The organism is Neisseria bergeri (genome assembly GCA_003044455.1).
Lineage (GTDB): Bacteria > Pseudomonadota > Gammaproteobacteria > Burkholderiales > Neisseriaceae > Neisseria > Neisseria bergeri.
This window is the reverse complement of sequence record POWY01000024.1, coordinates 1-11808: the sequence shown is the minus strand read 5'-3', so window position 1 is coordinate 11808 and position 11808 is coordinate 1. Positions and strand designations below refer to the sequence as shown.

Genomic DNA, 11808 nt, shown 5'->3' with positions numbered 1-11808 from the left:
GATCGGAGAGGCTGTGCCATTGTCCGAGCAGGACGGCTTTGAACATGGACAACAGGGGATAGGCGGGACGGCCGCGGTGGTCTCTAAGGTAACGGGTTCTTTGACGATTCAGGTATTGTTCGATCGGCTGCCAATCAATCACTTGATCCAACTTCAATAGTGGGAAGCGGTCGATGTGTTTGGCAATCATGGCTTGTGCAGTTTGCCGGAAGAAGGTGCTCGTGAGAAATCCTCTAAATGTCTTGGCGGTAATTTAGGGGATTTTGGGGGGGGATTTTGCAAAGGTCTCAAAATAACTGAAAAACAATATAAAGCGATGAAAACTGAATATGCTAAAACTAAAGGTGCTGCATCATTACCTCTAGAATTTATGTATAATTATCTAACTAATTTTAATATAGGTGATACGAATACACCTATTGAGGATACTTTATCTAAATATGGCACACCTGAAATAAAAAAGCTGTGTTTTAGTAATCTGTTGATTTCAATTATTTGCAAGAGAAAAGACAATTATTTCTCGGTTAGGAACAAACCTATCCTATTGAGTTTATTAAGGATAAGAACGAATATCAACACTATATTAAAGCACAGCCTATGATATTAAGGATTTAAAAATGAATTTACTTGATTTAAGAAATACTCTTTCATCTGCGAAACCAGTTGATACTGAAGAAGCCAGTAAATATGGATATGGTGCATTAGAATTATCACATCAGTTAAATATGAATCCTGATGAAGTTAGGGAATTAGGTGTTCAAGAAGCAATACAAAGAAGACAAATACAATTAGGGGAAGTTAAACGTATCGAAGATACTTATCAAGATACTGTACTTGGAAATACTAGACCAGAATCTTCTGCTAATGTACGAGCCTTAACTCCAGAACAAAGACTTCAATCTTATATTTCTGGTTCAAATAAAGACCCAGAATTAGCTTATGACTTGGAAAATACTGATGAAAGTTATCTTGAAGCAAAATATGGACAAGCTGTTGCAAATTATGCTGCACAGTAAAGAGAACAAAACTTCCAAAATTTAAGTCAAGCAACTAGCTATATTCCTGAAGAAGCAAGAACAGATAATATGTTAACAGGATTCTTAGGCGTAGCTATAAGCGTCGCCCTGTGTGCCGTCCTGATTTGGAAGTGGTTACGCCCCTCCCAAATAAAGTCTGATTCTACCGCCCTAAAGGGCGAGGTTTCAACCAAAAAGGAAACATGATGAATGCTTGAGTATGTATCCGTTTCAAAGCAAATGCCGTCTGAAAATCTTTCAGACGGCATTTCATATCTTTATTGCTGCTTTTCTTCCGTATCCGGCGTATTTTTGTTTTTCAGCTTCGCACCCAAGCCCAAACGTCTTTCATAATCCGATTGGGGGGTATCGTCTTCCTGCATACCGAACGCGCCGGCATTGACCCACAGCGACAGCAGCGCGACGACAAAGGCGCAAAAGCCGATCACATACCAAAACATTGCCCCTCCCGATTTGTTAAAATCATATCAAATACAGTGCCGAATTTATCACAAGCGCACGGGCAAATAAATCTTCTGACCGCAGTATTTCATTCATTTACTTTGAAAACAAAAAAGGACACCTGAAAATTTTGCAAAACTTTTCAGATGCCCTGCTTTACCGGATTCGAATCAGCCGCCGCACGCACCGCAACAGCCGCCCTCGCTGTGTCCGCCTTTTTTGTCGTTATCGACAACGGGCAGTTCGACTTCTTCGTTTGGTTTTTCTGCATTTTCGGACAGGTCGTTGACTTTGATTTTGGCGGTTTCGCTCATTTCCTTACCTCATTTGGAAAACGGTTTGAAAGATTCAGAAATATAGCATGTTTAATCCGAATCTGAAAAGGGAAGCCGTATGCGAAATGCCGTCTGAAGCCCAATCAGGGCTTCAGACGGCATTTTACCGCCGAATCAAATATATCGGACTTCGATAATGTCGTATTCGCGCACGCCGCCCGGGGCTTGGACTTCCGCCGTATCGCCCTCTTCCTTGCCGATTAGGGCGCGGGCAATCGGTGAGCCGACATAGATTTTGCCCTGTTTGATATCGGCTTCGTCTTCGCCGACAATTTGGTAGGTAACGTGTTCTTCCGTTTCCAAATCTTCCAGCGTAACCGTCGTACCGAACACGATTTTTCCTTCGGCATGGATTTCGGTCGGATTGATAATATGGGCAACGGAAAGTTTGTGTTCCAGCTCGGAAATGCGGCCCTCGATAAAACCTTGGCGTTCTTTGGCGGCTTCGTATTCGGCGTTTTCGGACAAATCGCCGTGCGATCTGGCTTCGGCAATCGCTTCGATCACTTCGGGGCGCGCCACGCTTTTGAGCTGCTGCAATTCCTGTTTCAGCAATTCCGCACCGCGTACGGTCAGGGGGATTTTTTGCATCGGTCTTTTTCTCCATATTCCGGCACACCGGTTTGCGGCAGCAAGCATACCGCGTACCGTCTTGCTTTGTGTGTCCGGATATTAAAATAAAAATACAAGCCGCCCGGAAAATCGGCGGCTTGTCTGTCGTTGAACAGCGGCTATTCTACCAAATTCTATGAAATTGGCAATCGTGCCGTGCCGCCGGCAAACGCGTTATGTCCGCAACAAAAGCCGAAAATATGCCGGCAAAAAAAATTTAGAAACAAAAAATTTAAAAATAATCAATTTTCGGCACAAAAAACCACATTCACGGACTTTAAAACCGAAAATGCCAAACCTGAGATTTTCCAGACAGCATTTGCACCAGTATAATGCAGGCTGTTTTTATCTTTATATTGACGTTTTGCCATGACCGAATCCGTCCGCCTCCCCGCCGCCCGTCTCAAACCTTCCACCGTCGCCCTGCCCGGCTCCAAAAGCATCAGCAACCGCACCCTGCTGCTCGCCGCCCTGTCCGACAATACTTGCGAAATCCATTCCCTGCTCAAATCCGACGATACCGACCGTATGCTCGAAGCACTCGATAAACTCGGCGTTGAAATCGAACATCTTGCCGAAGACCGTCTGAAAGTGCACGGCACGGGCGGACGTTTCCCCAACCGCACTGTCGATTTGTTTTTGGGCAACGCGGGCACGGCGTTCCGCCCGTTAACCGCCGCACTGGCTGTTTTGGGCGGCGATTATCATCTGCACGGCGTTGCGCGTATGCATGAACGTCCCATCGGCGATCTGGTCGATGCGCTGCGGATTGGCGGCGCCGATGTCGAATATCTCGGCAACGAACACTATCCGCCGCTTCATATCGGCGAACGCCAAGACAACGGCGAACGCGTGATTCCGATTAAAGGCAATGTGTCCAGCCAGTTTCTGACCGCCCTTTTGATGGCGTTGCCGCTGACCGGGCAGGCGTTTGAAATCCGTATGGTCGGCGAGTTGATTTCCAAGCCCTATATCGACATCACTTTGAAACTGATGGCGCAATTCGGCGTACAGGTTGCCAATGAAGACTACCGCGTCTTCAAAATCCCTGCCGATGCGCACTACCACGCGCCCGAACACTTGCACGTCGAAGGCGATGCCTCCGGCGCGTCCTACTTCCTCGCAGCCGGTTTGATTGCCGCCACGCCCGTCCGCGTTACCGGCATCGGCGCAAACAGCATACAGGGCGATGTCGCCTTTGCCCGCGAGCTGGAAAAAATCGGTGCGGACGTGGTGTGGGGCGAAAACTTCGTCGAAGTCTCGCGCCCGAAAGAACGTGCCGTCCTAGCCTTTGATTTGGATGCGAACCATATCCCCGATGCCGCCATGACCCTTGCCATCGTCGCGCTTGCCACAGGGCAAACCTGCACGCTTCGCAACATCGGTTCGTGGCGCGTCAAGGAAACCGACCGCATTGCCGCAATGGCGAACGAGTTGCGCAAACTCGGTGCAAAAGTCGCCGAAGAAGCCGAAGCAATTCACATCACCCCGCCCGAAACGCTGACGCCCGACGCCGTCATCGACACTTACGACGACCACCGCATGGCGATGTGTTTCTCGCTGGTTTCGCTGTTGGGCGTACCCGTCGTCATCAATGACCCGAAATGCACCCATAAAACCTTCCCGACTTATTTCGACGTGTTCTCTTCGCTGACCGAAACAGCGGAATAAGGCGGAAAAATGCCGTCTGAAACCCGAAAACAGGGCTTCAGACGGCATTTGTGTATTCGCGGACGGCGGGTTTTAAATCTGTTCCAATTCCATACTCAAAACAGCCTGTTCCTGTTTGGCTCGGAAGTCTGCCAGTTTTTGCGCCAGTTCGGGGGTTTCGTTGGCGAGCATGGAAACGGCGAACAATGCGGCATTTGCCGCGCCTGCCTCGCCGATGGCGAATGTGGCGACGGGTACGCCTTTGGGCATTTGTACAATCGATAAAAGCGAATCTTCGCCGCGCAGGTATTTGCTGGGGACGGGTACGCCCAAAACGGGGACGGTGGTCTTGGCGGCAACCATACCGGGTAAATGCGCCGCGCCGCCCGCACCCGCGATGATGGCTTTGATGCCGCGCGCCCGTGCGGTTTCGGCGTATTGGAACATTAAATCCGGGGTGCGGTGTGCGGAAACGACGCACGCCTCATATTCTACGCCGAACTCTTCAAGAAACTGCGCTGCCTGCCGCATAACGGGCCAATCGCTGTTGCTGCCCATGATGATGCCGATTTGAATCATAAATCCTCCTTGGTGCGGATGGGGTAAAAAGCGGAAAAATGGAAAAACTATCGTTTGCGTACGGCTGCGGCGGCGCGTTTTGCCGCCGGGCTGCTCGGGTAAGCCTGTATCAGGCTGCGCCAAGTCGCCCTTGCAATGTCTTTCTGCTGCAACCTGTATTGGCATTCGCCGATTTTGAACATGGCTTCAGGCGCGGTTGGGCTGTCTTTGAAACGGTTGGCGTAACGCCCTCCGATTTCGATGACGGATTCGCAGTTCCCCATACGCGCCCTGCTTTGCAGCAACAGGTACATACTGCGTTGCGCGATGCTGCCGCCGTCGCCTCCGTCCGCGCCTTTCAACAGGGAGGCAGCGGCAGAAAACCTGCCGCTTTTATAGTGTTTGAGTGCCTGATTGTAGAGGTTTTGTGCGGTTTCGACGGTATGTGCGGATGCGCTGCCGCCTTCGGTATTGAGGTAATGCTCTTTCAACTTGCGGTCGTCGAGTTTTTGGACGTATGCCCTGCTGGAAGGGTGTGTTTTCGCATGCTCCAGTGCTTTGACTTTGCCGTTTAAGGTTTCCACTTCGTTCGACAGGCGGACGAGTGTGCCTTCCAGATAATCCAAACGGTCTTGCAGAGTGGGAACGGGATAGGGAATAGCGTCCGAACTACCTGCCTCTGCCTGCGGTTCGGGCCGCATATCCTGAATATTGCGGGAAACAGGGGAAGAACAGGCGGCGGATACGGACAGCCAAATGATAAAAAGCGGTAATTTGGTCTTCATTATTTTTTCAGAAGCAGGGTCAAGCCGTCGCCGACGGGCAGGGTGATGGGGACAATCCGCGTATCGTTCGGCAGGTTTTGATTGAAATCTTTGAGGATGCCGACGCTGGGCGGCGCATCGGAAGCCGCTTCGCGCATCACCCTTCCGTTCAGCAAAATATTGTCGATGGCGATGATGCCGCCTTGACGGACGAGTTTGAGGCAACGCTCGAAATATCGCGGCGTGGGCGGTTTGTCTGCGTCTATCAGTGCCAAATCGTAGCTTCCGGCTTCACCCTGTGCAATCAAATCATCCAATGTCAGCAATGCGGGTTGCAGGTGCAGGCTGATTTTATGTGCCACACCGGCCTCGTTCCAAACCTGACGCGCCGTATCGGTAAAGCTTACATTGATGTCGCAGGCGGTAATCCGCCCGTGTTCGGGCAACGCCAATGCAAGCGCGGTGCTGCTGTATCCGGTAAACACGCCGACTTCCAGATATTTTTCCACGCGAATCAGCTTTGCCAGCCAAACCAAAACCGCCGCCTGTTCGCGCGCAATCGCCATTTTGCCCATACGGTGATGCCCGGTCTTCTCACGCAGCCGCGTCAAAACGGGATGTTCAGGTTCGCCGATGGCGTTCAAATAGTTTTGCAGGTCGGGGGCGACATTGGACAGATTGGTCGTCATTTCGGCGGGTTCAGTCTTGGTAATAGGTATAAGGTTTTTTCGCTACTTTTGCCGCCTCGAAGTTTTCCTGTTCTTCGGGATTGAGTTCGACATCCCACAAAAGCCCCCGGTTTTCCAAACGCTGCTGTTCCAACTCAGGTTTTTCTTCAATCAGGCGGTTGAGGAATTGTGTGGCATCGGATTGGTAGTGGTACATCTTTGCGCTCCAATTTTACGGGATACGGCGTGATTATACTGGTATTTTCCAAACGGGATAAACGGCTTTTATCAAGAATACAGGCAGAAAGATAAGGGGTTTTATTATAGAATAAAGCGTTTTTGCAACGGAAGCCTACCTTATGCCACGCATTGCCGCCCTGCCCGACCATCTTGTCAACCAAATCGCTGCCGGCGAAGTAGTCGAACGCCCTGCCAACGCCTTGAAAGAAATCGTTGAAAACAGTATCGATGCAGGCGCAACGGCGATTGATGTCGAGCTGGCGGGCGGCGGCATCCGCCTGATTCACGTCAGCGACAACGGCGGCGGTATCCATCCGGACGACATCGAACTTGCGCTCCACCGACACGCTACCAGCAAAATCAAAACATTAAACGATTTGGAACACGTCGCCAGTATGGGCTTTCGCGGCGAAGGCTTGGCAAGCATCGCCTCCGTCAGCCGCCTGACCCTGACCAGCCGCCAAGAAGGCAGCGCGCACGCGACCCAAGTCAAAGCCGAAGACGGCAGACTCAGCCGCCCCACCGCCGCCGCCCACCCCGTCGGCACGACCATCGAAGCCGCCGAACTCTTCTTCAATACCCCCGCGCGGCGCAAGTTCCTCAAATCGGAAAACACCGAATACGCCCACTGCGCCACCATGCTCGAACGACTTGCTCTGGCGCATCCGCACATCGCCTTCTCACTCAAACGCGACGGCAAACAAGTGTTCAAACTCCCTGCACAAAGCCTGCATGAACGGATTGCCGCCATTGTCGGCGATGACTTTCAGACGGCATCCTTGGAAATCGACAGCGGCAATGGCGCATTGCGGCTCTATGGCGCGATTGCCAAGCCGACTTTCGCCAAAGGCAAAACCGACAAACAATACTGCTTTGTCAACCATCGTTTTGTCCGCGACAAAGTCATGCTCCATGCTGTCAAGCAGGCATACCGCGACGTATTGCACAACGCGCTGACACCTGCTTTCGTCCTCTTTCTCGACCTGCCGCCCGAAGCCGTAGATGTCAACGTCCACCCGACCAAAACAGAAATCCGCTTCCGCGACAGCCGGCAGGTGCACCAACTCGTGTTCCATACGCTCAACAAAGCCCTTGCCGACACACGCGCCGACCTGACCGAAAGCGTCAGCAACGCAGGCGAAGTGTTGCATGACATTACCGGCGTTGTCTCCACCCCAATGCCGTCTGAAAACGACAGCGAAAATCTGTTTGATCGCGCATCCGACTACCCGACAGGCAACAAACCCGATACACGCAATGCCTTTGGTGCATCAGGCAAAACCGCGCCTATGCCTTACCAAGCCGCATATGCGCCGCAACAACGCAGCCTGTCCCTGCGCGAAAGCCGCGCGGCAATGAACACCTATGCCGAACTCTACAAAAAAACCGACGACATCGACCTTGAGTTAAGCCGATTCGAACAGGCACGTTTCGGCAATATGCCGTCTGAAACGCCTGCTCCCAAAACAGATACGCCGCTTTCAGACGGCATCCCGTCCCAATCCGAACTGCCGCCGCTCGGTTTTGCCATTGCCCAATTACTTGGCATCTACATTCTTGCCCAAGCCGAAGACAGCCTGTTGCTCATCGATATGCACGCCGCCGCCGAACGCGTCAACTACGAAAAAATGAAACGCCAACGTCAGGAAAACGGCAACCTGCAAAGCCAACGCCTGCTTATTCCCGTAACCTTTGCCGCGTCCCACGAAGAATGCGCCGCCCTTGCCGACCACGCCGAAGCACTGGCAGGCTTCGGGCTGGAACTGTCCGATATGGGCGGCAACACCCTCGCCGTCCGCGCCGTTCCCGCCATGCTCGGCAAAGCCGATGTCGTCTCACTCGCCAAAGATGTTTTGGGCGAACTCGCCCAAGTCGGCAGCAGCCAAACCATCGAAGAACACGAAAACCACATCCTCGCCACCATGTCCTGCCACGGCTCGATCCGCGCCGGCCGCCGGCTTACCCTGCCCGAAATGAACGCGCTGCTGCGCGATATGGAAAACACGCCGCGCAGCAACCAGTGCAACCACGGCAGGCCGACTTGGGTCAAACTGACTTTGAAAGAATTGGACGCACTGTTCTTGCGCGGACAATAAGCCGAAAGTGCTAGAATACGCCGCCCGAGACCGCCGTTCAGACGGCATTCCGACGCACCGACAGAAACATCACGACCGAAACCAAGAGAAAAATATGGCCTATCAAGTTCTCGCCCGAAAATGGCGGCCCAAAACCTTTGCCGACTTAGTCGGTCAGGAACACGTCGTCAAAGCCCTGCAAAATGCCTTGGACGAAGGCAGGCTGCACCACGCCTACCTGCTGACCGGAACGCGCGGCGTAGGCAAAACCACCATCGCCCGCATCCTTGCCAAAAGCCTCAACTGCGAAAACGCGCAACACGGCGAACCTTGCGGCGTGTGCCAAAGCTGCACCCAAATCGATGCCGGACGCTATGTCGACCTTCTCGAAATCGACGCCGCCTCCAACACAGGCATCGACAACATCCGCGAAGTCTTGGAAAACGCCCAATACGCGCCGACCGCCGGCAAATACAAAGTCTATATCATCGACGAAGTGCATATGCTTTCCAAAAGCGCGTTCAACGCTATGCTCAAAACGCTGGAAGAGCCGCCCGAACACGTCAAATTCATCCTCGCCACCACCGATCCGCATAAAGTTCCCGTTACCGTCTTGAGCCGCTGCCTGCAATTCGTCTTACGCAATATGACCGCGCAACAGGTTGCCCGCCACCTCTCCCACGTCCTCGACAGCGAAAAAATCGCCTACGAACCCCCCGCCCTGCAACTTTTGGGACGCGCCGCCGCCGGATCGATGCGCGATGCCTTAAGCCTGCTCGACCAAGCCATCGCCCTAGGTTCGGGCAAAGTTGCCGAAAACGATGTCCGCCAAATGATCGGCGCGGTTGACAAACAATACCTTTACGAACTGCTGACAGGCATCATCAACCAAGACGGCGCAGCCCTGACCGCCAAAGCGCAGGAAATGGCGGCGTGTGCCGTCGGCTTTGACAACGCCTTGGGCGAACTTGCCATACTGCTGCAACACCTCGCCCTGATACAGGCAGTGCCGAATGCCTTGGCGCACGACGACCCCGATTCCGATATTTTGCACCGCCTCGCCCAAACCATAAGCGGCGAACAAATCCAGCTTTACTACCAAATCGCCGTCCACGGCAAACGCGACCTGAGCCTCGCCCCCGACGAATACGCCGGCTTTATGATGACCCTGCTGCGTATGCTGGCGTTTGCGCCCTTGGCGGCAGCTTCGTGTGATGCAAACGCCGTGATTGAAAATACCGAACTTCAATCCCCATCGGTACAAACCGCCGAAAAGGAGGCGACCGCAAAAAAGCCGCAACCGCGCCCTGAAGCAGAAACCGCCCAAACATCCGTTCAGACGGCATCCGCAGCGGCAATGCCGTCTGAAAGCAAAACTGCCGGACCCGTTTCCAATCAAGAAAACAACGATGTTCCGCCTTGGGAAGACGCGCCGGACGAAGCCCAAACCGCAGCCGGCACGATCGCGCAAGCATCGGCAAAAAGCATTCAGACGGCATCCGAAGCCGGAACGCTGCCGGAAAATCAAGTTTCCAAGAACAAGGCAGCCGACAACGAAACCGAGGCTTCCTTGTCCGAAACGCCGTCTGAAAACCCCATTCAGGCAACACCGAATAATGAAGCCGTTGAAACAGAAACATTTGCACACGAAGCTCCTGCAAAACCTTTCAACGGTTACAGCTTTCCGGATGATGACTGCCCCGTAGAAGACAACGCGGAAATCCCGCCGCCCGATTGGGAACACGCCGCCCCTGCCGATGCGGAAGAAAAAAACAACGCCGACGAAGGCAGCAACGACGAAAACAACACACCGTCCGCCCCGCCGCCCGAATTTTCCACCGAAAACTGGGCAGCCATCGTCCGGCATTTCGCCCGCAAACTCGGCGCGGCGCAAATGCCGGCACAACACGCCGCGTGGACGGAATACCATCCCGACACCGGCCTGATGGTTTTGGCAATGACCGCCGAAGCCCGCGCCACCGCCGACAAAAAGCGGCTCGACAAAATCCGCGACACCCTTGCCGAAGCCTACGGGCTGCAACTCACGCTGCAAACCCAAGACTGGCACGACGAAGCCGGCCGGGAAACCCCTGCGATGCAGGACAAGCGCGTCCAAGCCGAAGATAGGAAAAAAGCACAAGCATTGCTCGAAGCCGACCCCGCCGCACAAAAAATCCTCCAAGCATTCGGCGCGCAATGGCAGCCCGAATCTCTGGAATTGGCGGCAAACCGGCCGTAAACAGATATAATGCCGCCTGAACATTTTCAGACGGCATTGCCGTTTCCCCCATTCATTCAAACACAAACAGGAGTTTTCAGTATGTTCGGAAAAGCCGGATTGGGCGGCCTGATGAAACAGGCGCAGCAAATGCAGGAAAACATGAAAAAAGCGCAAGCCAAACTTGCCGAAACCGAAGTAGAAGGCGAAGCAGGCAACGGCTTGGTCAAAGTCGTGATGACCTGCGCCCACGTCGTACGCAAAATCGACATCAGCCCCGATCTGATTCAGGAAGCCGCAGACGACAAAGAAATGCTCGAAGACCTCATCCTCGCCGCCCTCAAATCCGCCCGGGGCAAAGCCGAAGAAACCGCAAACAAAACAATGGGCGCATTCACGCAAGGTCTGCCCCCCGGAGTGGGCGACTTCTTCCGCTGACCCCCGACCGTCATTCCCACGCAGGCGGGAATGACGGAGAGCAATGCCGTCTGAAACTTCGTCATTCCCGCGAACGGGGGAATCCGGTAGGCTGGGCTGTAAGGTGGGCTGTAGGGTGGGCTTCAGCCCACCAATCCGCCAACAACCACACAAACCCCCACACCGTCATTCCAGTATATCGTAGGGTGCATATCGTAGGGTGGGCTTCAGCCCACCAAAACAACAATGCCCCGATGCCATCTGAAACTTCGTCATTCCCGTGCAGGTTGCGGGATTCGGCGGAATCGGTGGGCTGAAGCCCACCCTACCATTACCGTTTTACTCGATAAATTTCCGTGCCGACGGGTCTGGATTCCCGCCTTCGCGGGAATGACGGCATCAATTTGCAGGATTCGGCGTGAACGGCAAAAACAGTGAGAACGATAAGAACGCAAAAACGGCAAAAATAGCGGGAATCGGCAGGCTGAAGCCCACCTTACCATTATTTACACGTCCGTACCGCTTAAATGCCGTCTGAAATGCCGTCGGAGCGGTGGGCTGAAGCCCACCCTGCCATTACGCCCTGCCATTCATTTCCGCATCCGTATATCGTAGGGTGGGCTTCAGCCCACCAAAACACAAAAATTCCGATGCCGTCTGAAACTTCGTCATTCCCGTGAAAACGGGAATCCGGTAGGCCGGGCTGTAGGGTGGGCTTCAGCCCACCAATCCACCCGCACCAACCCAAAGCCCCAAACACCCCCTCCCTCAAAATCATCCAATAATGTAAAAT

General features: G+C 53.3%; 17 protein-coding genes and 1 other annotated feature. Of the genes, 6 read left to right on the top strand and 11 right to left on the bottom strand.

Annotated elements, in window-relative coordinates:
- Positions 1-190: transposase (locus DBY86_RS12485; RefSeq protein WP_199901107.1), on the bottom strand; the 190-nt coding region annotated here is incomplete at its 3' end.
- Between the two features lie 12 nt (positions 191-202).
- Between DBY86_RS12485 and DBY86_RS13865 the strand changes: the two genes are divergently transcribed.
- Both DBY86_RS13865 and DBY86_RS13200 read left to right on the top strand, forming a co-directional pair.
- Entirely contained in the window at positions 203-601 is a 399-nt protein-coding gene (locus DBY86_RS13865; protein ID WP_234403465.1) for a hypothetical protein, read from the top strand.
- A gap of 16 nt (positions 602-617) precedes the next feature.
- Positions 618-1016: a hypothetical protein gene (locus DBY86_RS13200; protein ID WP_159068598.1), complete on the top strand. Its 399-nt coding sequence runs from the start codon at positions 618-620 to the stop codon at positions 1014-1016.
- Positions 1017-1054: 38 nt separating this feature from the next.
- Here the strand turns inward: DBY86_RS13200 and DBY86_RS12475 are convergent, their stop codons facing one another.
- The 5 genes from DBY86_RS12475 to DBY86_RS14035 all read right to left on the bottom strand — a co-directional run bounded on the left by DBY86_RS12475 (position 1055) and on the right by DBY86_RS14035 (position 2796).
- Entirely contained in the window at positions 1055-1285 is a 231-nt protein-coding gene (locus tag DBY86_RS12475; protein WP_107820185.1) for a hypothetical protein, read from the bottom strand.
- Positions 1286-1294: 9 nt separating this feature from the next.
- Entirely contained in the window at positions 1295-1477 is a 183-nt protein-coding gene (locus tag DBY86_RS12470) for a hypothetical protein (RefSeq protein WP_107820184.1), read from the bottom strand.
- A 171-nt stretch (positions 1478-1648) separates the two neighbouring features.
- A complete protein-coding gene (locus DBY86_RS12465) occupies positions 1649-1792 on the bottom strand; it encodes a hypothetical protein (protein ID WP_107820183.1) in 144 nt (47 codons plus the stop codon).
- Positions 1793-1927: 135 nt separating this feature from the next.
- The gene (greA, locus tag DBY86_RS12460; RefSeq protein ID WP_002216944.1) at positions 1928-2404 is read right to left on the bottom strand and encodes a transcription elongation factor GreA; all 477 of its coding nucleotides are present in this window, start codon (positions 2402-2404) and stop codon (positions 1928-1930) included.
- Positions 2405-2667: 263 nt separating this feature from the next.
- On the bottom strand, positions 2668-2796 hold the full coding sequence (locus tag DBY86_RS14035) for a hypothetical protein (RefSeq protein ID WP_300905537.1): 129 nt from the start codon (positions 2794-2796) through the stop codon (positions 2668-2670).
- Between DBY86_RS14035 and aroA the strand changes: the two genes are divergently transcribed.
- Positions 2795-4096, top strand: coding sequence for a 3-phosphoshikimate 1-carboxyvinyltransferase (gene aroA, locus DBY86_RS12450; RefSeq protein WP_107820181.1), 1302 nt, complete (start codon positions 2795-2797; stop codon positions 4094-4096). The two genes, DBY86_RS14035 and aroA, sit on opposite strands and share 2 nt — an antisense overlap.
- 72 nt (positions 4097-4168) lie before the next feature.
- Here the strand turns inward: aroA and purE are convergent, their stop codons facing one another.
- Genes purE through DBY86_RS12430 form a run of 4 tightly spaced genes read right to left on the bottom strand, consistent with a single transcriptional unit; the run spans position 4169 to position 6282 of the window.
- Positions 4169-4654, bottom strand: coding sequence for a 5-(carboxyamino)imidazole ribonucleotide mutase (gene purE / locus DBY86_RS12445; RefSeq protein ID WP_002213033.1), 486 nt, complete (start codon positions 4652-4654; stop codon positions 4169-4171).
- 47 nt (positions 4655-4701) lie between these two features.
- Entirely contained in the window at positions 4702-5418 is a 717-nt protein-coding gene (locus DBY86_RS12440; protein ID WP_002229637.1) for a tetratricopeptide repeat protein, read from the bottom strand.
- Complete coding sequence (locus tag DBY86_RS12435; protein WP_107820180.1) at positions 5418-6086, bottom strand: O-methyltransferase; 669 nt, start codon at positions 6084-6086, stop codon at positions 5418-5420. The genes DBY86_RS12440 and DBY86_RS12435 overlap by 1 nt, the downstream gene beginning before the upstream one ends.
- A 10-nt stretch (positions 6087-6096) precedes the next feature.
- Positions 6097-6282, bottom strand: a complete 186-nt coding sequence (locus DBY86_RS12430) for a DUF3460 family protein (protein WP_002213027.1) — start codon at positions 6280-6282, stop codon at positions 6097-6099.
- A gap of 142 nt (positions 6283-6424) precedes the next feature.
- Between DBY86_RS12430 and mutL the strand changes: the two genes are divergently transcribed.
- The 3 genes from mutL (at position 6425) to DBY86_RS12415 (ending at position 11036) form a co-directional block, all read left to right on the top strand.
- Positions 6425-8401: a DNA mismatch repair endonuclease MutL gene (gene mutL, locus DBY86_RS12425; RefSeq protein WP_107820179.1), complete on the top strand. Its 1977-nt coding sequence runs from the start codon at positions 6425-6427 to the stop codon at positions 8399-8401.
- 94 nt (positions 8402-8495) lie between these two features.
- Positions 8496-10619, top strand: coding sequence for a DNA polymerase III subunit gamma/tau (gene dnaX, locus DBY86_RS12420; protein ID WP_107820178.1), 2124 nt, complete (start codon positions 8496-8498; stop codon positions 10617-10619).
- Positions 9685-9724: a sequence feature (This ribosomal frameshift element is known only in the genus Neisseria.), on the top strand. Its footprint overlaps the gene before it by 40 nt.
- Before the next feature lie 81 nt (positions 10620-10700).
- Positions 10701-11036, top strand: a complete 336-nt coding sequence (locus tag DBY86_RS12415; RefSeq protein ID WP_107820177.1) for a YbaB/EbfC family nucleoid-associated protein — start codon at positions 10701-10703, stop codon at positions 11034-11036.
- Between the two features lie 502 nt (positions 11037-11538).
- Here the strand turns inward: DBY86_RS12415 and DBY86_RS13860 are convergent.
- Positions 11539-11808, bottom strand: a 270-nt coding sequence (locus DBY86_RS13860; RefSeq protein ID WP_234403464.1) for a hypothetical protein, incomplete at its 5' end; no start/stop codon positions are given.